Raw genomic sequence first — 23,717 nt, forward strand, 5'->3', positions numbered from 1 at the left:
CGCTCTTCTCCTTCGCTCACGAATAAAGGCAATGAATGAAGGTTGTTGTCTCCACCCATTGCCTTCTCGCGCATAAGCCGGTTTGTTAGTTGCCTGCCAGCTGCTGCTCGTACTGCTTGTGCATCTTGGTCATGTATTCCTCGACCTGAACGGCGCCAGCGGCGTCAAGATCCTTCACGTACTTGTCGTACTCGGCCGCGGACTCGGCTTCGGTCTTGGCCAGGATGACGGAGTAGGCGTTCTCGTACAGCCGCTTGTCCACAGCTTGCTGCTTGGCGATCGTATCCGTATCCGCGCCGGCCATCAGATCTCCGAGCGTGGTGGCGTCGTACCAGTATGGCCCGAGCTCCTGGTCTCTTTGCTGCGCTCTCGTATTGTTCGTGGCGACCGGGTCGTCCTTCAGAATCCAATACGTGCCCCAGCTCGTCTTGCCCAGGTCGGAGCCGACCAATCTTGCGTAGTGGCCCATGCCCGTTTCCTTCTCGATGTTCACTTGCTTCTCGCCTGCCAGCCAGCGGTCCAGGTAGGACTTGACCAGCTGCGGCTTGCCGTCGACCATGTCCCACTGAATGCCTTGCGGACCGTTCATCGCCAGGAAGTTGCCTTCCTCCGTGGTGAGGTAGTTGAGCAGCTTCATCGCCGCTTCCGGATGTCTGGCTTTGTCGGTGATGACCAGCGCGCCGATGCCCTTCTTGCTGACCGAGAAGACGGCCGGCTTGTCGCCGCTCGGGAATTTGAACACGAAGTTTTGGAAGTACATTTTTTCGGCGTTCGGGAGCTTCGCGTCGGTGTACGTCTTCAATACGTCGTACGTTTGGTTCCAGCCGCCGATATGGGCCGCCACTCTTGCCGGGTAGAGCTTCGATTTTTGCCAGGTCGCATAGTCCTGCGTGAAGGCTTCCGGATCGATCAGGCCTTCGCGGTACAGCTTGTTGTAAAATTGGAGAACGTCCTTGCCCCAAGGCGCCTTCGGCCAGAACTTGATCGAATCGTCCTGTCCGACATACACTTTGGAATCTGCGGGAGAGCCGGCCATCGCGATCATGGCGTAGTAAGGCGATCCCCAGTTGCGGTTGAAGCCGCTAAGCGGGTACATCGTTTGGCCGTCGGCCGTTTTCGGATACTTCTCCTTGACCTGCTTCAGATAGTTGTATACGTCGTCCGACGTCTCCAGCTTGGGAGAACCGAGCGCTTCGTAAATATCCGTTCTGACCTGCAGGCTGTAGCCGTAGCCGGGAGGCGTGGCGCCTTCGGGCAGGTAGCTGTTGGTCAGGTGGTAGATGTTGCCGTCGCTTTGCTTCAGCATATTGAGGGCGGAGCCGTACTTCTTTTTGAGGTCGGGGCCGTATTGCTCAATCAGGTCGTTAAGCGGAATGGCGATCTTGTCCGCGATGACGCGGGTCGGATCCGACAGCATGATCATGTCCGGATAGTCGCCGCTGGCGAGCATCACGTTCAGCTTGTCTTGGCCGACGCCGGAGAATACGTCCCACTTCAGCTTGATGTTCAGCTTCTCTTCGATCTGCTTGGCGACGGGGTTGTTCTCCCAGAAGGGATCGCCGGTCGGGAAGCTCGGCGTGCCGCCGCCCGAGTTGACGATCGTCAGCGTGATCGGCGCTTCTTTCGTAGGCGCTGCCGAACTGCTGGCGGGCGGGCTTGCGCTGCTCGGACTGCTCGAGCCGCTCGGCTCGCTTGCGTTTTTTCCCCCGTTGTTGGCGCATGCCCCGAGCATCGCGACGCAGATCGCCGCGACGGCCATGGATTTGGCCGACTTCAAGTACCTTTTCATGTTTTTGCCTCTCCCTCTCAACTTGTTTTTATGAATAGTAGGCTATCGGTGGTTCCGATAAGCCTATCATCCTTTCACGGCACCTACGGTGAGTCCGCCTACGAAGTATTTCTGCAAGAAGGGATAGATCATGACGATCGGCACGGTCGTGATGGTGATCGTCGCCATCTTGATGACTTCCGGCGTGAGGATGGCGCCGGATTGCTCCAGCCTGGCCGCCTGGGTGGGGTCGGTCGACTGGATTTGCGTTTCCATCAATATTTTGACGAGCACGCCCTGCAGCGTCGAGAGCTCCTGGGAACCTGAAGTATACATGTACGTATCGAACCAGGTCGTCCACTGGGCGACGCCGATCATGAGCGCGATCGTGGCCAGTACGGGCGTCGACATCGGCAGGATGATGCTGCGCAGCGTCCTTAGTTCGGAAGCCCCGTCGATTCTCGCCGATTCGGCCAGAGACGGAGGCAGATCCTCGAAAAACTGGCGCATGACCATGACGTTCCAGACGCCGATCGCACCCGGGATGATGTAGACGAGAAAGTTATTGTACAGGTGCAGGTCCCGAATCAGCATGAACTCCGGGATCAACCCGCCCGAGAAGTACATCGTGATGATGAAGAAAAACAGGATCCATCGTCTGAAGATGAGCTCCCGATTGGAGAGCAGGTAAGCCAGGATCGCCGTGCAGACGACGCCGACGATCGTACCGAGCAGCGTACGGGCGATGCTGACGTAAGTCGAATGCACCAGGTTGCTTTCGTTAAAAATCGCGCGGTACGCTTCCAGCGAAAACTTCCGCGGCCAGAAGTAGATGCTGCCTCTCATGGCGTCCCTGCCTTCGTTGAAGGACACGACGAAGATATTCCAGAACGGATAGGCGGCGAGAAATCCGATCAACAGCAAGATGAAGCCGTTGACGATATAAAACAACCGTTCTCCTGATGTCACTCTCATCCAGGTTCCCCCATTGCTTTTAGACAGCGCCTAGAAGATGCCCGTCTTTAAAAATCTTCTGCAAAAGTAATTGCAGAGCACGATCAGCGCCAGGCCCACGACGCTCTTGAACAGGCCGACGGCCGCTCCGTAGGAGTATGCCGCTTGCTGCAGACCGTATTTCAGAACGTAGGTGTCGAGCACTTCGGAATGCTTCATGTTCATCGGATTTTGAAGGAAAAGCTGCTGGTCGAGGCCGGCGTTCAGGATATAGCCGAGCCCGAAGGTAAAGAGCAGAATGATCGTCGGCAGGATCGAGGGCAGCGTGATGTACAGAATCTGCCTGAACTTGCCCGCGCCGTCCATCATGGCGGATTCGTACAGCTGCTTGTCGATGGAAGCGATCGCCGCAATATAGATGATCGAATTCCAGCCGATGTTTTTCCATACGCTCAGGCTGGTGATTAGCGGCCAGAAGTGATCCGCTTCTCCCAGGAAGTTGATCGGCTTGTCGATCAGGTGCAGCCGGAGCAATAGAGAGTTCAGCGGCGCAAGCTCGTCGATGGAAAAGATCGTCATCGCCATGCCCGCCACGACGACCCACGAGATGAAGTGCGGCAGGTAAGAGACGGTTTGAATGACCTTCTTGTACGCCGCGTTCCTGACTTCGCAGATCATGATCGCGAACGCGATCGCCGCCACCGTGGAGAACACCAGGCCTAACGAACTGATGACGACCGTGTTGCGCAAGACGAAGGAGAAGTCGGGACTGTTAAAAAACGTCTTGAAGTACTTGAGACCGACCCAATCTCCGCCGAACGGCGTTCGATAGGAAAATTCACGGAAGGCGAGCAGTGAACCGTACATCGGTCCGTATTTAAAAATCACCATGAACAAGAGAAAGGGTACCAGCAAGAGCAGGTGGACTCTTTGTCTTTTCATCTTCCTTAGGACGCTCAACGAACTCCTCCCCTATCCCCGTTGTATCCCGGCCTCGCGTTCGCTTGCCGGCTTGCATACTTCAATTATGGTGGGCGGCCGCTTGGACTTCAATTTAAGGATTCATCGAACTCTATTGCGATTCGCATTCGTTTCTTCAATCCAAAATGCATAAATATAAACATAATCTATAGAAACAAAACTCTCTTTTTCGGCAAAATCCTACAAAGGACAAACGAGCAAAAAGCAGACTTCCCGAACATGGCCTATATCGCGCCACGATGGGAGTCTGCTGCGGAAGCTGCGCTATAAGATTGTTCAGTGCTGCGCATCGACGGAAAATTGAAGCTCGACGACCGTGCCGGGGTTGCCGGGATAGACGCGAATGCTGGCGCTCCTGTAGAAGAGGCGGAGGCGCATAAACGTGTTCGTGACGCCGTACCCGACCCTGTTGTCCGGCACTTCCCCGCGATTGAGCCGCTCGATATATTCGATAAAGCTATCCTTGACCCCCATGCCGTCGTCGCGGATCGTGATCGCGAAGCGCTCCTCCGTTTTGCGGATATCCACGACGATATGGATGATTTTCCCGTGGATGCGGCCGTGGACGATGCTGTTCTCGACGAACGGCTGGATCGTCATCTTGCTGATCGGCAGCTCTTCGAACGCGGGGTCCACGCGCACGTCCAGCCGGATCTGATCGCTGTGGCACAGGTTCTGCAGCGCGACGTAGTACTCGATCAGCTTGATCTCGGAGCCGATCGGGATAATGTCCCGGCCCTGGCTCAACACGATCTTGTAAAAGTCGCTCAGCAGGTCGATGATCGTGACGATTTTATTTTCGTTTTTGCCGAAGGCGATCCACCGGACAGCCGACAACAGGTTATACAGAAAATGCGGGTTCATCTGCATCTGCAAATATTTGATCTCGCTCTCTACCTTTTGCCGTTCCGTCTTCGTGATGTTTTCGGTCAGTCCTTCGATCCGAAGCGCCATGCTGCACAGCGTCTGATCGAGCGCGGCTACCTCGCGGATCCGGTTCGTGCCCGGCACGATATGCCGCTCGCCTTTTTCGACCGCCTTGATCTTATGCACCAGCTTCTCGATGCTTTGGGAGAATCGCTTGGAGAACAGGATCGCCAGCACGACGCCGATTAAAATGAAAAAGCACGTGCACAGCAACACATAATTGCCGATAGACCGCTTTTCCTTCTCCAGCTTATAGGCGTCGTAGAGAATGACCGACGTCAACGCATTGTTGACGGTACCGTGATACGTATAATAAAAGTCTTTTCCCTGCTTGATCTTCGCGAAGGTTTGCGCCGTTTGCGCGTTGCTTTCCACGTCGTCCAGCGTTTTTTTGTTGATCCATACGCTCGGGTTCGAGCTGAAGATGATGTCCCCTTCGCTCAGCAGGTAGATCAAGTACTTCGCGTCGCCGTCCGCTTTATACAGACTGCTGAGTCTGTCTTGATTCAATTCGATGGCCAGCACGCCGCCCGGCCGGTTGATATTGATGTATTTGAGCAATACGATCTTCGTGCCCGCGCCGTCCTCGTCGAACGTGACCCAGACGTCTTTGCCGCGGGCGTCGATCGCCTTTTTCATCAGGTCCTGCCGGCTGAAGCTCTCGATGCTCCTTACGTTTTTGCCGTCCGTGATGAGGTCCGGATCGATTTTATAGAGGGCGATGCTTTTAATATCGTTGTTCGTCGTCACGTAGTTTTCAAAAAGATTGTTGATGTCGATAAACTGCTGGAAAAGCGCATAATCGACGTTGCCTGATCTTTTGCCCAAAAAAAGTCTGGCGATCGTGCTGTCGGAGTAAAGGTTTCGGGCGGTGAGCTCGCAGTTTTTCATGATATTCTCGATGCCGTTCAGCGCCTGCGAAGTGGCGTAGCGCATGAATTCCTCGTTCTGGCTGTTCAGCGTCCGGTTCAATCTGCCGGAGATGATCGAGCTGATCGTGACGGAGCATACGAGGACGATCACGATATTGATGGCCAGCAGGATGTGAAAAAATTTAAAATCCATTTTTCTTAATGCGAGCTCCATTCTCCCTCATCACCCTCTATGCGCCGTGCCGTTCGTTACATATGCTTGTTCCGGTATTCCCCGGGCGTCATTTGAACGTAGTTTTTAAAGACGATGTTAAAGTAGGTGCTGTTCTCGTAGCCGACCTTCTCGCCTACCTCGTGGATTTTGTAACGCGTTTCCTTGAGCAGCTCCTTGGCCTTGCCGATCCGCAGGCGGGTCAGGTATTCCTGAATGCTGATCTCCATCTTCTCCTTGAACAGGATCCGAAGGTAGTTCGGACTCAAATAGACGCGGTCGGACAGATAGGTCAGCGTGATCGGCTCCCGGTACTCGCGATTCAGGATGTCTAATATTTCTTTGATGATGTAGTCGTCTTTATTAAGCCTTTTCCGGCCCATATAAGAGGATACGGAGACCAGGATTTTGCTCGTATACACGATCATATCGGGTATCGTCTTGGCATTAATGATGTTTTTGAAAATGTCGATCTCGTTTTCGGCGATTTTTTCGAAGCTCTCGTCCATGCCCGTCATCCGCTTGGACAGATTGGAGAACAGATAAATAAACAAGCTTTGCACGTAGTCGATATTTTTATTCGGTTCGACGAGCATGCACTGAATGAGACGGTTGGTCTCTTCCTCGTTGCTGTCTCCCTCGCATACCCGGTCGATCATTTGCGAGATGGCCGCCTTCGGATTCAGCGGCTCCGACCCGGACGAAGCGGCGGCCGCTTCCTTGTCGTCCGCATAATAGACGATTCGCCCGTAGCCCAGCTCGACCCTTTTTCTCGCTGCCGTCCGCGCTTGCTTGTAAGCCAGGTGCAGCTCGTCCAGATTGGCGAACAGATCGCTGACGCCGATGATGTACTTGTAGCTGTTTTCCTTGGACAAGCGTTCGATTTCCGCCTCGATCTCCCCGACTGCCTTGGCGCTCTCTTCGTCTCCGTTGACCAGCGTATGAAGGAGCGCGATGACGCCTTTGCCCGACTTCTTCAGAAAGATCGCGTTTTTAAAACGCTGGGCGCTCTCGAGTCCGTACAAAATGACGTTCAAAATGTTGGCATTTTCAAAAATGTCCGCATCCTCGCCGAAGTCGAACTCGATCAGGGCAAGCCTGTACATGCCGATCATTCTCAGCTTCAAGTCGTTCGCCTGCACGTAGATCGACCGGGAATCGTCGGCGCTTCGGCCCGACACGATCAGCTCTTCCAGAAACCTGGATTGCAGGTAGCGCAGGTTGTTGTTGAATTGCTCGATCATCTTGTTGTTCTCGACATGGGAGAGCTTCTCGTCGACGAGGATCGAGGTCGTCTTCTTGATGAGCGCGGTCAGCTCCTCCTGCTTGAGCGGCTTGATCAAGTAGCTGAACGCCCTGACCTCCATCGCTTCCTGCATGAGGCTGACGTCCTCATGCCCGCTGGAGAAGATGATCTTCACCTGCGGGCAAAATTGAATGATCTGCTTGGCCATCTCGATCCCGCTCATGCCGGGCATTTTAACGTCGCTAATAATAATATCGGGCATGAGCGCGCGCGCCTTTTCCAATCCGTCCAGCCCGTTGAACGCGGTCTCCACCTGCCGAATGCCAAGGATGTCCCAATTCATGTAGTTTTGCAAAGCATTCCGCTCAAAATCGTTGTCTTCGACGATCAGCAGTTTAATCATGGGCCCCGATTCCTTTTCGTTTGTCGTTCAATCGTTATGCCATTAAATATAACAAACAAATTTAAAAGGGATATAAAAATAATCGGAGGCCGGGACGTTCGAGCGTACCGGGCCGGGCTAGAAGCTAATCCGAAGGTCGACCTTGCTCAGCATCTCTTTGATTCGTCCCAATTCGAAGGCGGAGGCAGGCACCTCTCCAGGCGCATAACGGCGGTCCTCGTTAAAGTAGCCGAAGTACAAGTTTTTAAAGATGGCCTGCAGCTCCTCCAGCTCGAACAGCTTGACGATCCGCACCACGCCGTCGACCTCGATATGCACGTCGGCCGCGACGTCGATCCGGCAGTCGATTCGTTCCGAGAACGGCGTTTTTTCCGGCTGCCCGCCGATCCAGAACGCGCCTTCTGCCGGCTGTCCGTCCTTGGCTACGTGCACGGTCAGGTTCGACTTGAAGGCTTCGTTTTCGAACGGCTTGTTCCGGAAGTACACGGGATTCGTCATCGCGACGTTGCCTGCGCCGTCATAAACCTTCGCGAGCACGAAGCTGTCCCCGTCGACGCTCAGCGTTTCGATCGCTTCAAAACGGGCATCGTTCGCTTCGTATTCCTTCCAAACCTCGCCGCCCACGATGAGCTGAACCCGGCTTAGCGGCGCCTGATAGCAGGCGACGGCTTCGACGCGAAGGCGGAATGTCTCGCTTGCCGCGTACGGGAACACAGAGCCCGGGCCTTGGCCGTTCGCAAATAACTGGACGATCGGGCCGGTCGTGACAATGTTTCTGCCTGCCTTGACCGCGGTGCATAAAGCGTCGATATGGAACGAATCCGCATACGCATACGTCTTAAACCGGAGATGCTTCTGCGAGAGGGCATCGAACGTCAGATCCATCTCCGCGACGCCGGGCATGAAGTATCCCTGATTCAGCACCTCGTACCATAGCTTCTGGTAATGAACGTGATCCGCGTCGTAGCCCATAACGACCATCGCGTCGATCGATCGCGCCAGAATATCGAAGCCTAACGTCGTCGCGATATTCGTGATGAACTCGCCCTTGTGGTCCCACCAGCTCGTCGGATGCGCGGCTACCGCGACCGAGTTGTTCCCTCTTTCCTCGGCCAGCGCCTCGTACGGATACAAAATCTCGTAACTCGGCTCGTCGCCGATCTTGGTGAACAGCCAGGGATCCCAGGCACGGTCGTAATATTTGCTGAACGGGGGCTTCTGCTCGTAATTCATGAGGAACGTATGACCGTACCGGCATTTTACGATCTCGTTGCCGATGTCCATCGTAAAGTTTTCATTGTTCGAGGCTTCAAGGAGATCGCGGAATCTCTCCCGATACGGTACGTTTCCCCCTGAGAGCGGCGGCTCGCGATCTTCCAGCAGCGTCTCGGCGTCGTAAGGAGAGCCGGCAAAAAAGAAATGAAAGCCTTCGGCTTTCATGACGTCGGCGGCGCGCATAGGGTTGCAGCCGCTTCTCTCGTTCCTTGTAACGTGTGAATGCGCGTCAAACGCGTATAGGCCCAGACTTCTCGTATCGATGATCTCCTCCAGAACGAGATCCACCGCAACGTCCTCATTCAAGACGATCACCGATTCTCGCGCCGGCACGAACAGCTTGCCTTTTTGGCATTCGATCGCATAAGCGCCCGCTTCCACTTCGAATTCATGCCGTCCGCCGCTGTATACGGTCTCCGCTCGATCCCGGTCCGCGACCGAATCGTCCTCGCCGGTCAACGGATATAAGTCGATTTTACAAGGAATCGACTCTTTGTTTTTATCGCAGACTTGCACCTTTAATTTCATAAATTCAATCCTCCCATACCCTGGAGCTTACATCCATTATATAAGTTGGGAGAGGGGCCACCATTCAAATATCCATCGATGCGTATCGCTATCGTTCACTTTTTCTCGTGCCTGCATCGATAGAAATGAATATTTTCGATAAATAGCGAAAACGGCATGGACACGGTAAATAATAGCTTGCAGGTTACGTAACGTCACCCGATATACTTAGATTAAGCAGGATCAGCACGCCAGAAAGGAAGAAAGCCTTTGACCCATGAAGAGTATCTGACTACCGGCGAACTCGCCAGACGCACGGGGATCACGCTAAGAACGTTGAGATATTACGATCAGATCGGGCTCCTGTCGCCGCAAGAGCATCTGAAGGGCGACGCGCGCAAATACACGCTCCGCAACCTGGAACGCCTGCAGCGGATACAAACCTTGAAGTACGTAGGACTGCCGCTTGAAGAAATCAAAAACATTTTACATCAGGAATCCTTATCCGAGGCGGGAATGCGCCGTTCCCTGGAAGCACAGCTTGACGTCTTGCAGAAGAAGATCGCGCATGCGGAACATCTCGCGCACGCGATTCGCGAGACGCTGGGAACGTTGGGAAACGAAACCGATTGGGCGCATATCGAAGAACTGATTCGAGCCGCCCAAACGGAAGAAAACTGGGGCGAGCAATATCGGACGTCGACGCGTCTGCAATCCCGCATTCACCTCTACGACAAATTCAGCACGAATCCGCAAGGGTGGCATCGTTGGTTGTTCGATAAGCTGGAGCAGTCTCCGGATGCCCGCATACTCGAGGTCGGCTGCGGCGACGGGACCTTCTGGCAGCGCAACGCCGACCGGATTCCGGCGGGCTGGCGCGTGACGCTGACCGACCTGTCGAACGGCATGGTCGAGGCGGCACGCTCCCGGTTAGGCAACGAGCCCCGCTTCGTGTTTTTGCCGGCCGACGTCCAGCGACTTCCCTTTCACGAGGAACAATTCGACCTCGTGCTCGCCAACAACATGCTCTACCATGTCGCCGATCTCCCGCTTGCCGTGGAGGAAATCCATCGCGTCCTAAAGCCGGGGGGCTTGCTTTGCGCTTCTACCATGAGCACGCGGCATCTGCAAGAGCTGGAGGACATAGCCGTTTCCTTCGATCCTGATCTTCGTGTCCTGGACCAAGCCATATTCAGGTTCCATTTCGACAACGGGGCGGCCTATCTCGCCCCCTATTTTACCGAGCTTCGCTTGCTCCAATATCAGGACCAGCTGCTTGTCAACGAGGCGGAACCTCTCATTGAATATATGACCTCGACACCTATGAACGCGAGAGAAAAGCTGGTCGGCCCTTCCTTGGAGTACTTCCGCGACCATGTCGAGAAGTTGTTGGAACAAGCCGGAACCTTTCGTATGACCAAAGAAAACGGAATATTCACGGGGAGGAAACGTTCATGAACGCAACGAAGCCGCATCCGCAGGTGCGAATCGTCAAGGAAGAGCTGCTGTCGGACAACTGGTATGTGTTAAAGAAGGTCACGTTCGAATACGAGAAGGGCAACGGACAATGGGAGACCCAATCCCGCGAAGTATACGACCGCGGCAACGTCGCGACGATCCTGCTCTATAACCGAAAAAAACAAACGGTCGTGTTAACGCGGCAATTTCGCATGCCGACCTACAAGAACGGGAACCGGACGGGCCTGTTAATCGAAGCCTGTGCCGGGCTGCTCGACAAGGAGACGCCGGAAAGAAGCATTCTGCGGGAGACGGAGGAAGAAACGGGATATCGCATCAAGGGCGTGCAGAAGATCGGAGAGGCCTATATGTCGCCAGGCTCCGTGACGGAAATCCTGCACTTCTTCGTCGCGGAATACGATGACGATATGGCAATCGGTACGGGCGGCGGACTCGACGAGGAGCAGGAGAACATCGAGGTGATGGAGCTCCCTTACCGCCAAGCCTTGCAGATGGTCGAAAACGGAGAGATCCGCGACGCCAAGACGATCATGCTGCTTCAATACGCCCGGATTCATGGTCTTCTGCAGACGACGGCGGCTAAGTCGCTGCACGTTCTTATTGCCGGCCCCTACCGTTCGGGAACGAACGACGACCCTGCAAAAATACAAGAAAATATGAAGCGCATGAACGAGATCGCCTTGCAAGTGTATCAAGCCGGTCACCTGCCGGTGCTGGGAGAGTGGTACGCATTGCCTTTGATCGCTGCGGCGGGATCGCAAGCGCTCGGCGACGAGATTTTCACGCGCATCTTCCATCCCTCTTCGATTCGCTTGTTGGACCACTGCGATGCCGTGCTCCGAGTCGGGGGCGCATCTGCGGGGGCCGATGAAATGGTTCGCATCGCAAGAGAGAAAGGGCTGCTTGTTTATGAACGATTAGAGGAGCTTCCGCATTTATAATCCGGTGAAAGGAGCGTCCGGACCCATTCGCTGACGTCGGATTAGCCCGTCCAGCTTTTCCGACAGTCGCTGCAGGTCCGCGTTCACGATCCGGAAGGACCCGTTAAGCCGCTCTAACTCCATACGGATCTGTTCCATTTCTTCCATAATTCTTTCCAGTTGTTCGAGCGGCACCGGATGCTCCAAGAGGTCCCCCAATTCGATGATTTTCCATAGAAGATAAGCTACTTTCATCAGTTGTTCAGGCGCCTGGTACGCAAGCTCCGCATCCCTTTGTACAAGCGGCACCACATTGCTGGGTTTAGATTTCAATTCACGATGTGTCTCCTTGCCTGTTGCCGCGTTTTTTTCCATTCTGTCTATGCTCCCTTATTGAACGCTCGGAGACCCGCCAAGCATACAGACGCGCTATCCTCCTACAATAGAGGAATGTCGAAATCTCTACCAGATACGTACAGTCATCATGTATGACGTCGACACGAAAATGCGGGAGGCCGGACGAAAATAAATAGAAGACCCGTGGCGGATCACGCGTCTTCTCTGGTTATTCCAATGTTTATTGGACGATGGCGGGAGGTTTATCGCGGCTTATAGGCTTTTACGATCAAAAAATGAGGATTCGTTGCCAGACGATCAAACCACTTCGTATACCACTCCTGCGCCCCGGGTACATTTTTGAACGCCAGGCTTGGTTTTGGCTCGACGATTTGATCGATAATGAACGAAGCCGACGTTACGTTAAGAATCTCTTGAAGAGGTCTTCTGTAGAAAGTGACCTCGACAGGACCCATCGGTCAACCTCCTCGTACATTGGTATCAAGCAAATGTTGTTCAGCCTTATATTTAATGTGGTTATTCCTCTTTATAAGCAATCGCTGCATATACGACCGTAAAAAGATCACATCCGCCAATCTGCCAAGTCCCCCGCACGGTGAGGTGTAGTCAAAAATATCCGTCATCCATGTGCCGTCGGCAGTTGACTCAAAGATGTGCTCGTGCCTGAATCTCTTAAAAATGCCGCTTACCATCTCGTCTACAAACCGATAAGGAGGTTCAAACGCCGTGATCTTCGATGTAAGCTGTTGGCGAACGAGAAAGTGGGTCGCCTCCCATGTAACAGTCTCCCCAAGCTCCATAAGACCGCTTGTTCGCCCCCTAATGGCAACTTCCCCTGTATGTGAAGTTGATTCCATATGGACATCTATGCTCCGCGACAAGTCAAAGCATATCTGAATGGGGGCATGGATTAGCGTGGTTAAACGAATAATGGGCATGACTCATATCACCATACTTTTTAGAATTGACCAGTAAAAAGAAGACCCGTGACAGGATCAAGGATCTTCGGAAATATGAAAGTTATGGAGCGGGAGAATAATAAGGGTAAGAGTAACCCGTAAAAACAAATCCTTTCCGCTCCAATATGGGACGCGATGCCGCACTCGCATCCACCATTAAAGTTCGGAATCCGCGTTCCCATGCCAACCGGGCGCGCGCAGCTAAAAGAGCGGCGTAATAACCGCGGCCACGGAATTCCGCATGCGTCGCGCCTCCGAACAGACTGCAGAACGAAGTACCTTCATGCAGATACATCCAGCCGACCGATACCGTTTGCCCGTTCTCTTCTGCAACGAAGACGGCCATCTGATCGGCGTAAGCGGCCAGTTCTTCTTTCAGTCGCACACCCAATTCGGCATGGGATTCCTGCCATACGGCATTTTCTAAACGAACTACAGCATCTATTTCTTGCGGCTTGGCGATACGGCGTACAAACGAAGATGCGCCAATACGCAATAACTCATGGTCGTCCCGCAACGGCAAAATCATGAGGGCTTCCGCTTCTCCCTGCTCAAACCCTTTGGCGATCAGGCGCTCTCTTAGATCAGGAGGACTGTCGAAATCGTACATTTTCCACTCGAACGCTTTGCCGGTCTGCCGAAAATATCGCAGTTGTTCATCGATAACATCATCCGCATTGGCCGCATCGAGCTCGGAGTAGACAACGAGGTTATCTCCGCCATTAGACGATAAGCAACGAATCACGGGACCGGCCGCCTCGTTATAGAGTCCCGGATAAACCGCCTTTTTTCGCATCTCTTCGTTAAACAGAACAATCAAAGGGTCTCGATTCAGATTGATTCTCCTCCTTCCCGTTAATCCGTCAGAACAGAAACATGGATGCTTAACGCATCTCGAACAATGAGGCCGGTTCAAGCTTCTCGTTCAACCATGCTTCTCCCTCGACGAATAAGCTTTTTTGCACTTTGATAATCCCGCTCCGCTTGGCCAGCCGGTTCATTTGGTTTTGCATCAGCCTGGAGTTGCACAGGACGACGACTTGCTCGCAATGAGGCAGGAACCACCGCTGGAGCTCCTCCCATTTCTCTCTGACCTCCTGTTGGAACACAATCGGTTGCCCGTGAACGATCATCTTTCGATTGTCGACCAGCAATTTGACTTTGCCGGACGCAAGCCGCAGACAGGCGTTTTTCAGATCCGCGGAGATTTGTATAATCTCATCTGAGCTGATCGCGCCGGTTACTTGCCAAGCGATGAGATTGTCCGCTGTCTCGACACGATAATTGAAGCGATCCTGGAATGGCCGCTCCAGCTCTTTTTTGAGAGAAGCCGCATGCAGGGAGAAGCGCTCGTGATCAAAAAAATAGCCGATGTCGACATCCAGCGTATTGCAAATCAGTTCGATGTTTTTGAGCGAAATATTGCGAACGCCGCGCTCTACGCCGCCGATGTAGGTGCGGTCTAATCCCGAGCGGGCGGCGAGCGTGTCCTGCGACATGTTCGATCTAAGCCGCAGCTCTTTTAATCGCAAGCCAAAGTCATCTAACACACTCATCGGACAACATCCTTCATTGCGATTTCCCAAGCGCTACCTCCATCATAATCGACGCTTGCCGGTTCGCATACCACTTCTCTACACACGCTTTGATTTTGTCCGGATCGTCAAGCTCCAGCGCATCCTTCAACAGCTCTTGCGCTTCGCGCCGATCGATCCGCGAGATGAGTTCGCGCGTGGCCAATATGGACCCGCCGCTCACGCTGAATTTTTGCAATCCCATCCCTAGCAACAGCGGAATCGCCAGCGGCTGCCCCGCCATTTCCCCGCACATGCCCACCGGTATCCGCTCGGCGACGGCGGCTTGAATGACGTTATAGATCAGCCTCAATACGGCCGGCTCCAAGCCGTTATTCATATGCATAACCTTCGCGTTCATGCGGTCGGCCGCCATCGTATATTGAACGAGATCGTTCGTTCCGATACTGAAGAAATCGACAACCTTGGCAAAGCGGTCGGCCAGGATCGCCGCGGCCGGCACCTCGATCATGATGCCGATCGGAACGGCGCGGTCGAACGGTACTCCTTGTTCTGCGAGTTCCCTTTTTGCTGCCTCCACCGCCTCCATCGCGCGGCTTAACTCCTGCATCGTCGAGATCATAGGGAACATGATGCTGATGTTTCCCAGGGCGCTTGCGCGCAGGATCGCGCGAAGCTGCGTTTTAAAGAGGTCCATCTTCTCCAAGCTGATCCGAATGGCCCGGAATCCGAGAAACGGGTTTTGTTCTTTGGGCAAATTCAGCGCAGGCAGTTCCTTGTCTCCGCCAATATCCATCGTTCGGATGACAACGGGAGCTTCGGGGCCGATCGCCTGTACGATGTCCCGATAGACCTCAAACTGCTCGTCTTCGTCCGGCAGATCGTTGCGCTCCATGAACAGAAACTCGGTCCGGAACAAGCCAATGCCTTCGGCTCCGCAATCGGCGGCGGACGAAGCCTCCTTGACCGACCCGATATTCGCCGTCAATTCAACAAGGTGACCGTCGCTCGTTCGCGTCGGTCGATTCCCAAACGCGCGCAGCTCGTTCAACCGGCGAAGATACCGTTCCCTTAACTCGCCATACGACGCAAGATCCTCTTCGGACGGGTCCACTATCACTTTTCCTTCGACGCCGTCCACAATAATCGTCTGGCCTTCCTCGATCCGCTCCAGATTCGTGACGGCTCCGATGACGGCGGGCAGCCCCAGGGAACGGGCGATAATCGCAGTGTGCGAGGTCGCCCCTCCCAGCGATGTGGCGAATCCGACGACAACCTCGTTATCCAGCTGCGCGATGTAAGTAGGCAGCAAATCTTCGGCGATCAGAATCTCCCGCTCGCTGCCCGGCGCAGCCCGCTCCTCCTGTTTATTCGATAAACAGCGGCAGATGCGATCGCCGATATCCCGAATGTCCGCGCTGCGCAATTGAAGATAGGGATCGTCCAATCGGCTCAATCTGGAGGCAATGTCTTCCGCGGCCTCACGAACGGCAAATTCGGCCTGAAAATAATCGTCTGCGATTTTTGACCGGATTAATGATGTCAGTTCTTCATCGCGTATCAAATACAGATGGCCCTCGAAAATTTCCGCTTCTTGTTCCCGGCCGTCGCCGATCCACTTCGCATGCAATCGGGAAAGCTCATCCGCGGCGCGCGCTAACGCCGCTTCGAGCCGTTCAAGCTCCCCCGCTACAGTAGACGGATCGATCTTGGCGACGGGCTGATGCGAGACCTCCTCGCGAATGATGCGCGCTTTGCCTATTGCGTATCCCGCGGAAGCGGGGACGCCCTGCAGAATCATGGCTGCACCTTCTTGGCTGGATTCTCTTCGATCGGCGATGCAAGCAGGTCGCCGATCGTCTTCATCGCTTCCGCCTCCCCTTCTCCTTCGGCGATCAAAGTTACCGTATCGCCGAATTTGATGCCCGCCGAAAGGACGCCGACCAGACTCTTCGCATTAAATTGGACGCCCTCCTTCTCGATTTGAATCGTGCAATTAAACTGCGAAGCCGACGCGACCACGGCTTTGGCCGGGCGTACGTGAAGACCGAGCAAATTTTGAATGACGAATTGTTTTTGCATCTCTATCCATTCCATCCCTTCCTGTCTGGCGCGGTTATCTTTCTGTCTCAAAAGCAAGCAAACCCATCTCGCCGACATTGACCGCACCGTAATGGCATTCCGGGTCTGCGGCCAGCAAATGTTCGTTAACGATGACGACCGGCGTAACGGCCGAATATCCTTCGCTTCTCAGCAAGCCGAGATCGAATTCGATCAATACCTGACCGGCCACCACCCGGTCTCCGGTCTTGACCCGCGCGCTGAAGCCTCTGCCCCGCAGGCTAACCGTATTGATGCCGATATGGATCAAAATCTGCACGCCGGATGCGTGCTCCAGGATAACGGCATGAGCGGTATCGATGACATGCACCACCGTTCCGGACAAGGGCGAGATTAATCTCCCGGACGAAGGGAGAATAGCAAGCCCTTTCCCGATATGTCCCTGCGAGAATGCCGCATCGGGAACTTCGGAGAGGGGCACGGATTGCCCGCTTAGCGGAGCAAGCAGCGTTATTTTCTGGCGATTTGTTTTGGGCTTCAGCCATTTGGACAGCATGTTGGCCTTCCTCCTGCTCTTTTATGGGGTAGACGACAAGGCCTGAAACAAACGATACAAGTGCATGACCATATAGCCGATCTCGTCTTCCGGAATTTTCGTATGAAGCTGTTCCTGCATCAACTTGCTCAATTCCACAGCCAGCGCATACTCCTGACGCCTCGTCTTTTTGATCTCCCGCATAAAAGGATTGGGCGTCGTCTTCCGGTTCACGATTCTTTCGATCATGTAGCGGAAGTGAGCGATGAGCCGGGCATAATCCGTCCCTTCCCGGGGAATCCGGATCCGGCCACGCTGCTCGATGGCGGCTACGAGACTATTGATTAAATGGGTATATTTAATAATTTGTCCGACGGACACGTCGGCGATGCCGGAGTGAATATGATAGGACAAAAACCCGATCTCATCCTCCGGAATGTCGACGCGATAAGTTTCGCGGATCATGGCTGCAGCTTCGCAGGCAATTTCATACTCCCTCGTAAAAATCATTTTCGTTTCATACAAAAAGGGGTTTACGATGTCCATGCCGTTCTTCAGTCGATAGACAGCGAAATGGATATGGCTCGGCAGGGCCAGGTAGAGCTTGTAGTTCATCTGGCGCTCAAAACGCTCGGCCGCCAACTCGATGATCCGCTCGGAAATCCGGATCGCCTCTGCGGGTATGCCTTCAAGAAGCGTCTGATAGTCCTTCATCTGATCCCGATCGTCCAGACGAAACCGCTTCTCGATTCGGGGATCGTCTGCAAGCAGCGGAGAAGCGTCTTTGGAAGCGAAGCCGATTCCTTTGCCCAGCAGAACCAGCTCCTGGCCGGTCGCTTCATCCAAAACTAGTAACACGTTGTTTCCAATGACGCGTTCGATTTTCAGGCGGCCCCCGGAACCCATCGATCATCCCTCACTTTAGCTCATCGTTGATAGCGAAGCTCGCCCCCGACCATGCTCCATACCACGCCATACGATTCGTCCAGGAGCACCAGATCCGCGTCGCAGTCCGGCTCGATTCGACCTTTGCCTGATAATCCCAATACGTCGGCGGGCGTTCTCGTCGCCATGGCGACCGCCTCGCAAAGCGGTACGCCCAATTCAACGGTATTGCGCAAGGCCAAGTTCATGGTCACCGTACTGGAGGCCAGCGTTCCGTCCTGCAGCCTGGCCACGCCGTCCTCCACGCGGGTTTGATGGCCGCCGAACAGATAAGTGCCGTCTCCCATCCCCATCGCCTGCAGCGCATCCGTGATCAGGACGACGCCTTCAGGCCCTTTCAGCCGATACATGAGCCGCACGATCGCCGGATGCAGATGGACGCCGTCCACGATCGCTTGCAAACTTACCTTGTCCTCCTCAAAAGCGGCCACGATCACCCCCGGATCCCGGTGATGGATCGGACGCATGCCGTTGAAGCAATGCGTAATATGGCTCGCTCCTGCGGCAAATGCCGTTTTGGCCTGCTCATAGGTAGCGTCGGAATGGGCAACCGCGACGACAATGCCTTTGGCGACCAGCCTCTCGATCATTTCCAGCCCGCCAGGCAGCTCGGGCGCCAGCGTTACCATTTTTAATTGGTCACCGGTAGTCGCGAGGATCGTCTCCAGCTCATTCAGGTCGGGATGGCGTAAATACGCCTCGTTTTGCATCCCTTTGCGCTTCGGATGAAGGTAAGGCCCTTCCATATGGATGCCCGCAATCGCCGCGCCGGGCTCGCGTCCGGCTACCTCCCCTACGCTTTTGGCCATTCCGAGGAATTGCTCCAGCGTAGAGCTGACGGAGGTGGCCAGGAAGGAGGTACAGCCCGTCTCCACGCACGCCCGGGATACTTCCTCCACGCTTCGGGTCGAACCGTCCATCATATCGAAGCCCTTGGCGCCGTGTATATGCACGTCGATCATCCCGGGAATGAGCAGCTGTCCTTGACCGTCCAGATGCTGCAGGGCGGAAGAAGCTGCGCCGCCTTCCATTTTTTCCGAAATGCCGACGATTTTTCCGTCCTCGATCAGCACCTCCGCGTCTTCGACGATTCGGTCGCGCAGGACGGCCCTCACATTCGAAATCAGCCATGTCGTCATTTTCGTTTCCTCTCCTTCATCTTGGGCGCTATATGATTTTTTTGATTTCATCCTTCAACATTTCGGACTGCACGCCGAACACAATTTGCACGGCGCCCTGCCCCAGCCGCATCACGCCGCTTGCTCCCAGTCCCTTTAGCTTGCGGTCGTCGACGGCCTTCTCGTCCTTCACCACAAGGCGCAGCCGCGTAATGCAGGCATCGATCGCATGAAGGTTGTCCGCCCCGCCCACGGAAGCCAATACGTCGACCGCTTTAGCCTGCAAACTTCCCGCGGCCGTATCCCGCGGTTCGGATTGTTCCTCGGCGTTCTCGCGTCCGGGCGTCTTCAAGTCGAATTTTACGATGATAAAGCGGAACATCGCATAATACACCAGTCCGAAAGCGATTCCGACGGGCAGGATAAGAATCGGCTTTGTGCCGAGCGGGAAATTGATGAGGTAATCGATCAGCCCTTGGGAGAATCCCGCTCCGAGCTTCACGCCCAGGGCTGCCATAATAAGTCCGCTGACCCCGGTCAGGATGGCATGGATCACGAACAAAAACGGTGCTGCAAACATAAAGGCAAACTCGATGGGCTCCGTAATCCCAGTGAGGAAGGACACGAGTGCGGCCCCTCCGAAGACGGAAGCGATATCTTTCCTTCGCTCCGGCCTGGCCGTGTGAATAATCGCCAATGCGGCGCCCGGGAGCGCAAACATCATGATCGGGAAGAAACCCGTAATAAACATGCCTGCCGTCTTGTCGCCGGCAAAGAACCGCGTCAGATCGCCATGGACGACATTGCCAGCCGCATCCGTATAGGAGCCGATTTGAAACCATGCAATGGAGTTCAGAATATGATGGAGACCGAATGGAATGAGCAGACGGTTCGAAGTCAAATAGATCATGGATCCGATGCCGCCCAAATCGACGACCCATCTGCCGAAGACGTCCAGGCCTTGTTGAATCGGGATCCAGATGACGCCCAATACGAGACCGACGATCACCATGACGAACGAAGTCACGATGGGCACGAACCGTTTGCCGCTGAAAAATCCGAGCCAGTCGGGCAGCTTGATTTTGTGATACCGGGCGTACAGGAAGGCGGATACAAGACCTGCTACAATACCGCCGATCACCCCCATATTAATATCGGCATCTTCGCCAACGAATGAGAAAGCTACAGGCACGGCCTTTAGTACATTCGCCAGCACTTGATAAGCAATGACCGCCGCCAGCGCGGCGACGGCGTCCCCCGCTAGTCCGATCGCCACGCCGATGGCGAAGATCAGCGGAAGATTCCCGAAGATCGCCGAGCCTCCGGCATTAAGGAATGGCGCAAGATAATGGTTCAACCATCCCCCGACATTGCTGCCCAGACCCAGATCCTTGACGTAGTCGATATTTCCGAACCTCAGCAAGAGCGAAGCTGCAGGCAATGAAGCGATGGGAAGCATAAGGGCCTTTCCGATTTTCTGCAAAAACACCAGCACGTTCTTTCATCCCCTTTCCCCGATCTGTCATCCGATTTCTCTATCTTGTTCGTGTCTTCGGCCTCGTGCCGACACGGATCTCCAGCGTCCCCTCTCTCATCAATCCCCCATGCAGGAAACAAAAAAAGCCAAAGACCCAAATCCCCCGGAGGAGATTCGATCCTTGGCTCATGCCCGTAAAACGGTAACACGCCGATGCGTTTATAATTAATATTACTATATCTTATCTCATTTAACGTAGTCAATACAATTTTGGATCGCACTTGTTATCTTTCCGATCTACTTGCCAAGATTGAAGTTCGTCACTTGCAGCGAATTCGTGCCCTGGAAAGCGTTAAAGTTCCAGTCCCTCACAACGTTGTTTTTTACGGTTATGCCCGCAAAATAACCGGCGGACGCGGCAGGAGCCTTAAATGTCGTTTTGGAAAGCACTTTAAAATTTTCGTCTATGGCTTGAATGGAAAAAGGATCGCTGTATTCGCGAGCGTAGAATCTTCCGCTGTCATAAAATGAAATCCCCCGATAGATCCAATCGTATCCCCGCGCATCGTATTGCATGTCTTTTTTCTTGATATTGAAGACGGTTGTAACGGTCGGGCTGGCGAAAATAAGACGGTCTCGTTTGGAGGTCAAAACGAATTCCGAGCCGATGTTGTGTTTGATCTTATTTTTTGGATCGTCTATCTTTAAAGGCTTCGAAAGCTCACCCTCAAAGACAATCTCGTATTTCCCCTTTTCAGTTTCATAGATGACGCCTGAACGGTCGTTCGTTTCGATCGGGAAAAACTTCCTCGTCGTGGCATAGGAACTTGCAGGCTTATCCCAGACATGCAGCGTTTTTTGGCTAGTGAGCTGACCATCTTCCAGATTAATCGTTGCGACTTGAAGGCTCTTTTTATCGCCGAAAAAAATATAGTTGTTCGCGAAAACGATCGTTTTCGATGGACTGTCGCCGGCTTTACTAAAGGTAAGCACCTCTTTCCCGCGGAAGAGCCACTTATTATTTTTCGCCACGCTCATATAGATATGCTGACCGTCGGGCGAGTATATTTTCGACCAGGTCACGATGGTGTAGTCGCCTTTTTCCTGTACTTTTAACTCCGTGTTATTCTCTTGGAACGTCCGCTCGGGATCAAAAGGCGCCCCGCCGAACTGACGGCTTGTCGAAGAGGACTTGATAACCGCGGATTGAGCCGCATATCCATTGGCGCTTGCCGCTAACGAAATAAAGAAACAGATCAATAGCAGTATCAGGGTTCTTGGACGGGTCTTCATGCGTTTCTTCTCCTTCACGTCTAATAGCGACTTGCCAAATCCCTCAAAGCCTCCTGTACGTCCCCTTGGAAGCATCCGCCATGGTAACAGATCAGCGTATCGATCTCATAAGACATGAGCCGTCGCACCGATGCGACCGCTTCTTCCAAGTCTAGGGTGTACTGCGGATTGGCAATGCGAAGCTCGCCTTCTTCGATCACGACGGCATCGCCCGCGATCATCGTCCTGCTAGCAGGCAAATAGAGCGAGATATGGCCCGACATATGACCGGGCGTATGAACGACCTCGACGCCGCCGCACCACGGCAGCACATCGCCATGACGAACCTGGCGATCGACCGCCGCCTTCTCGACGGATGCGAGCAACGCGATGAATTGCTCTGCCCCGGGCACCGCCTCCCGAGGCAGTTCATGCAGCGTCGATTCTGCTTGGGCTTGTCGTTGAGACTTAAGCGTCCCCTCGAGATAAGGAGCTTCGATTTCATGCGCGATAATGTCGGCGTTAGGCAACATTCGCTTTAATGCCCCGAGCGACCCGATGTGGTCGATGTCATGATGCGTCGCTATGATCTTCGTAATGCGTTCCAACGTGAATCCGGCGTCCGCCACCGCTTGTGCAAGCTGGGGAATGGAATCCGGGTACCCGCAATCGACAAGAATACATTCATTGCCGTCCTGCAGTAATACAGGTGTAATCATTTGACTCGCGCCGTAAGTGATTACTTCAATCGACAATAGGTGACAGCCGTGCATGATTTTCCCTCCTGAATTTTGATTCATCTTTGTCTGTAGTTAATGATAGATAGAGCGAAAACAATCATACGCAACGCCAAGCGCAGCGAACTCCTTCCGTTAAAATAACCGCTGGCGAGTGTCGACCTCGCCAGCGGCTCTCTGTCATTGACGCCGTTCATTCTTTACGGGGTCTTAGCGGTCCAACAAACGACCTTTCACGAGCAAATAATTCACGTCTTCCCCGATCGCTCCGTTCTGGATGCTCTCCGTGACGATACCGTCCTTTTTGACGGCCGGCCTTTCCCGCTTCGGGTTCAGGAACTGAACGCCCGCGTCGGTGACAAGGTAAGCGGCTACGTCTGCCTCGCCCTTCGGCACATCGGTACCCGTGATGTTCTTGGCTTTAATCGTGAAGCTGTCCTTTTTATCGTCGTACGTGTAGGAGACGGGCGCAAACGCGTTGTTGCTCGCAATTTTGCCCGGAGGCGTGACCATCGCACCGGTCTCGGTGTCTTCGAGCGCGTATTTGATCATATCGGTCTGCATGAGGTTATCGCCCGTCATCGAATAAATCTTGGTCTTCGGATCGATGCTGCTCTTGATGCCGAGATGTTTGGACAGCACGCTGACCGGGATAAAGATCGAACCCTTGTCCAATACCGGCACGGTATCCATCTGAGCGGAACTGCCGTCGACCGTGACCGTCTTGGAGCCGATCGTAAATTGAACCGTCTTGCCGTTTAGAACGATGGTCGCCTTTTTGGCCTTGGCCTCATAGCCCACCTTGGCGCCGACTAACTCGCTGATCGAGCGCAGCGGGATCATGATGCGCGACTGCTTGTCCACATACGGCGCCTTCGGCGACGTGTAAAGCACGTAATAATCATTGATCTTAAGCAGAGCCGGATACGTTTTGGCCGCCGCCTGAGCCGGTTTCGATTGAATGCCCGCAGCGCTTCCTACCGCCAACAACGCCGCAAGTCCGAGTGTCAAGAGCTTCGTTTTCTTTTTCACGATGATACCTCCCATGATGAATTTCAACTCTTAGACGTACCTGCATATTAAAATGTTCCATATTTTAAAATATTTTCTTTTCCTATATACTGAATCAAAACGTTGTGCGACATCGTTTTTTTAAGTACCTTAATCGTACTGAGCAA

22 protein-coding genes are annotated in these 23,717 nt (G+C 53.9%); 2 read left to right on the forward strand and 20 right to left on the reverse strand.

Annotated features, from left to right (window positions below; genetic code table 11):
* Nucleotides 1–85 precede the first annotated feature (85 nt).
* The 6 genes from KVT38_RS02245 to KVT38_RS02270 form a co-directional block, all read right to left on the reverse strand.
* Nucleotides 86–1,789, reverse strand: coding sequence for an extracellular solute-binding protein (locus KVT38_RS02245; protein WP_217592062.1), 1,704 nt, complete (start codon nucleotides 1,787–1,789; stop codon nucleotides 86–88).
* A 66-nt stretch (nucleotides 1,790–1,855) separates the two neighbouring features.
* Nucleotides 1,856–2,743 (reverse strand): carbohydrate ABC transporter permease, encoded by an 888-nt coding sequence (locus KVT38_RS02250; RefSeq protein WP_217592063.1) that lies wholly within the window; start codon nucleotides 2,741–2,743, stop codon nucleotides 1,856–1,858.
* A 30-nt stretch (nucleotides 2,744–2,773) separates the two neighbouring features.
* Entirely contained in the window at nucleotides 2,774–3,664 is an 891-nt protein-coding gene (locus tag KVT38_RS02255; protein WP_217592064.1) for an ABC transporter permease, read from the reverse strand.
* Nucleotides 3,665–3,979: 315 nt separating this feature from the next.
* Nucleotides 3,980–5,716, reverse strand: coding sequence for a sensor histidine kinase (locus tag KVT38_RS02260; protein WP_217592065.1), 1,737 nt, complete (start codon nucleotides 5,714–5,716; stop codon nucleotides 3,980–3,982).
* A gap of 35 nt (nucleotides 5,717–5,751) precedes the next feature.
* A complete protein-coding gene (locus KVT38_RS02265) occupies nucleotides 5,752–7,362 on the reverse strand; it encodes a response regulator (RefSeq protein WP_217592066.1) in 1,611 nt (536 codons plus the stop codon).
* Between the two features lie 117 nt (nucleotides 7,363–7,479).
* Nucleotides 7,480–9,165, reverse strand: a complete 1,686-nt coding sequence (locus KVT38_RS02270) for a CehA/McbA family metallohydrolase (RefSeq protein ID WP_217592067.1) — start codon at nucleotides 9,163–9,165, stop codon at nucleotides 7,480–7,482.
* Between the two features lie 249 nt (nucleotides 9,166–9,414).
* Here KVT38_RS02270 and KVT38_RS02275 point away from each other — a divergent pair, with 249 nt between their 5' ends.
* Complete coding sequence (locus KVT38_RS02275) at nucleotides 9,415–10,602, forward strand: MerR family transcriptional regulator (protein ID WP_217592068.1); 1,188 nt, start codon at nucleotides 9,415–9,417, stop codon at nucleotides 10,600–10,602.
* Entirely contained in the window at nucleotides 10,599–11,564 is a 966-nt protein-coding gene (gene nudK, locus KVT38_RS02280) for a GDP-mannose pyrophosphatase NudK (RefSeq protein WP_217592069.1), read from the forward strand. Before KVT38_RS02275 ends, nudK begins: the two co-directional genes overlap by 4 nt.
* Here the strand turns inward: nudK and KVT38_RS02285 are convergent.
* From KVT38_RS02285 to KVT38_RS02345, 14 genes are all read right to left on the reverse strand, one after another.
* Nucleotides 11,559–11,918 carry a hypothetical protein gene (locus KVT38_RS02285; protein WP_217592070.1) on the reverse strand — a complete coding sequence of 120 codons (360 nt, stop codon included), beginning with the start codon at nucleotides 11,916–11,918 and terminating at the stop codon, nucleotides 11,559–11,561. The two genes, nudK and KVT38_RS02285, sit on opposite strands and share 6 nt — an antisense overlap.
* A gap of 224 nt (nucleotides 11,919–12,142) precedes the next feature.
* Nucleotides 12,143–12,355 (reverse strand): hypothetical protein, encoded by a 213-nt coding sequence (locus KVT38_RS02290; protein ID WP_217592071.1) that lies wholly within the window; start codon nucleotides 12,353–12,355, stop codon nucleotides 12,143–12,145.
* A 3-nt stretch (nucleotides 12,356–12,358) separates the two neighbouring features.
* Nucleotides 12,359–12,838 (reverse strand): SRPBCC family protein, encoded by a 480-nt coding sequence (locus tag KVT38_RS35495; RefSeq protein WP_254638915.1) that lies wholly within the window; start codon nucleotides 12,836–12,838, stop codon nucleotides 12,359–12,361.
* Nucleotides 12,839–12,920: 82 nt separating this feature from the next.
* Entirely contained in the window at nucleotides 12,921–13,679 is a 759-nt protein-coding gene (locus KVT38_RS02295) for a GNAT family N-acetyltransferase (RefSeq protein WP_217592072.1), read from the reverse strand.
* Nucleotides 13,680–13,743: 64 nt separating this feature from the next.
* Nucleotides 13,744–14,415 (reverse strand): helix-turn-helix domain-containing protein, encoded by a 672-nt coding sequence (locus KVT38_RS02300; protein ID WP_217592073.1) that lies wholly within the window; start codon nucleotides 14,413–14,415, stop codon nucleotides 13,744–13,746.
* A 13-nt stretch (nucleotides 14,416–14,428) separates the two neighbouring features.
* Entirely contained in the window at nucleotides 14,429–16,195 is a 1,767-nt protein-coding gene (gene ptsP, locus KVT38_RS02305) for a phosphoenolpyruvate--protein phosphotransferase (protein ID WP_217592074.1), read from the reverse strand.
* Nucleotides 16,192–16,476, reverse strand: a complete 285-nt coding sequence (locus KVT38_RS02310) for an HPr family phosphocarrier protein (RefSeq protein WP_217592075.1) — start codon at nucleotides 16,474–16,476, stop codon at nucleotides 16,192–16,194. Before KVT38_RS02310 ends, ptsP begins: the two co-directional genes overlap by 4 nt.
* A 34-nt stretch (nucleotides 16,477–16,510) precedes the next feature.
* Entirely contained in the window at nucleotides 16,511–17,011 is a 501-nt protein-coding gene (locus tag KVT38_RS02315) for a PTS sugar transporter subunit IIA (RefSeq protein ID WP_217592076.1), read from the reverse strand.
* 21 nt (nucleotides 17,012–17,032) lie between these two features.
* Nucleotides 17,033–17,896, reverse strand: a complete 864-nt coding sequence (locus KVT38_RS02320; RefSeq protein ID WP_217592077.1) for a PRD domain-containing protein — start codon at nucleotides 17,894–17,896, stop codon at nucleotides 17,033–17,035.
* A 20-nt stretch (nucleotides 17,897–17,916) separates the two neighbouring features.
* Nucleotides 17,917–19,074: an N-acetylglucosamine-6-phosphate deacetylase gene (gene nagA / locus KVT38_RS02325; RefSeq protein ID WP_217592078.1), complete on the reverse strand. Its 1,158-nt coding sequence runs from the start codon at nucleotides 19,072–19,074 to the stop codon at nucleotides 17,917–17,919.
* Between the two features lie 28 nt (nucleotides 19,075–19,102).
* Nucleotides 19,103–20,548, reverse strand: coding sequence for an N-acetylglucosamine-specific PTS transporter subunit IIBC (gene nagE, locus KVT38_RS02330; RefSeq protein WP_217592079.1), 1,446 nt, complete (start codon nucleotides 20,546–20,548; stop codon nucleotides 19,103–19,105).
* 279 nt (nucleotides 20,549–20,827) lie between these two features.
* On the reverse strand, nucleotides 20,828–21,823 hold the full coding sequence (locus KVT38_RS02335) for a hypothetical protein (RefSeq protein WP_217592080.1): 996 nt from the start codon (nucleotides 21,821–21,823) through the stop codon (nucleotides 20,828–20,830).
* A gap of 20 nt (nucleotides 21,824–21,843) precedes the next feature.
* Complete coding sequence (locus KVT38_RS02340) at nucleotides 21,844–22,575, reverse strand: MBL fold metallo-hydrolase (protein WP_217592081.1); 732 nt, start codon at nucleotides 22,573–22,575, stop codon at nucleotides 21,844–21,846.
* Between the two features lie 174 nt (nucleotides 22,576–22,749).
* The gene (locus KVT38_RS02345; RefSeq protein WP_217592082.1) at nucleotides 22,750–23,571 is read right to left on the reverse strand and encodes a copper amine oxidase N-terminal domain-containing protein; all 822 of its coding nucleotides are present in this window, start codon (nucleotides 23,569–23,571) and stop codon (nucleotides 22,750–22,752) included.
* Nucleotides 23,572–23,717 lie beyond the last annotated feature (146 nt).

The organism is Cohnella sp. GbtcB17, from assembly GCF_019091135.1.
In the GTDB taxonomy this organism is placed as follows: Bacteria; Bacillota; Bacilli; order Paenibacillales; family Paenibacillaceae; genus Cohnella.

Excerpts from the sequence above, each read along its gene's own strand:
- KVT38_RS02245 (WP_217592062.1), bottom strand. The coding sequence starts at position 1,789 with ATGAAAAGGTACTTGAAGTCGGCCAAATCCATGGCCGTCGCGGCGATC.
- KVT38_RS02250 (WP_217592063.1), bottom strand. The coding sequence starts at position 2,743 with ATGAGAGTGACATCAGGAGAACGGTTGTTTTATATCGTCAACGGCTTC.
- KVT38_RS02255 (WP_217592064.1), bottom strand. The coding sequence starts at position 3,664 with ATGAAAAGACAAAGAGTCCACCTGCTCTTGCTGGTACCCTTTCTCTTG.
- KVT38_RS02260 (WP_217592065.1), bottom strand. The coding sequence starts at position 5,716 with ATGGAGCTCGCATTAAGAAAAATGGATTTTAAATTTTTTCACATCCTG.
- KVT38_RS02265 (WP_217592066.1), bottom strand. The coding sequence starts at position 7,362 with ATGATTAAACTGCTGATCGTCGAAGACAACGATTTTGAGCGGAATGCT.
- KVT38_RS02270 (WP_217592067.1), bottom strand. The coding sequence starts at position 9,165 with ATGAAATTAAAGGTGCAAGTCTGCGATAAAAACAAAGAGTCGATTCCT.
- nudK (WP_217592069.1), top strand. The coding sequence starts at position 10,599 with ATGAACGCAACGAAGCCGCATCCGCAGGTGCGAATCGTCAAGGAAGAG.
- KVT38_RS02285 (WP_217592070.1), bottom strand. The coding sequence starts at position 11,918 with ATGGAAAAAAACGCGGCAACAGGCAAGGAGACACATCGTGAATTGAAA.
- KVT38_RS02290 (WP_217592071.1), bottom strand. The coding sequence starts at position 12,355 with ATGGGTCCTGTCGAGGTCACTTTCTACAGAAGACCTCTTCAAGAGATT.
- KVT38_RS35495 (WP_254638915.1), bottom strand. The coding sequence starts at position 12,838 with ATGCCCATTATTCGTTTAACCACGCTAATCCATGCCCCCATTCAGATA.
- KVT38_RS02300 (WP_217592073.1), bottom strand. The coding sequence starts at position 14,415 with ATGAGTGTGTTAGATGACTTTGGCTTGCGATTAAAAGAGCTGCGGCTT.
- ptsP (WP_217592074.1), bottom strand. The coding sequence starts at position 16,195 with ATGATTCTGCAGGGCGTCCCCGCTTCCGCGGGATACGCAATAGGCAAA.
- KVT38_RS02310 (WP_217592075.1), bottom strand. The coding sequence starts at position 16,476 with ATGCAAAAACAATTCGTCATTCAAAATTTGCTCGGTCTTCACGTACGC.
- KVT38_RS02315 (WP_217592076.1), bottom strand. The coding sequence starts at position 17,011 with ATGCTGTCCAAATGGCTGAAGCCCAAAACAAATCGCCAGAAAATAACG.
- KVT38_RS02320 (WP_217592077.1), bottom strand. The coding sequence starts at position 17,896 with ATGGGTTCCGGGGGCCGCCTGAAAATCGAACGCGTCATTGGAAACAAC.
- nagA (WP_217592078.1), bottom strand. The coding sequence starts at position 19,074 with ATGACGACATGGCTGATTTCGAATGTGAGGGCCGTCCTGCGCGACCGA.
- KVT38_RS02335 (WP_217592080.1), bottom strand. The coding sequence starts at position 21,823 with ATGAAGACCCGTCCAAGAACCCTGATACTGCTATTGATCTGTTTCTTT.
- KVT38_RS02340 (WP_217592081.1), bottom strand. The coding sequence starts at position 22,575 with ATGCACGGCTGTCACCTATTGTCGATTGAAGTAATCACTTACGGCGCG.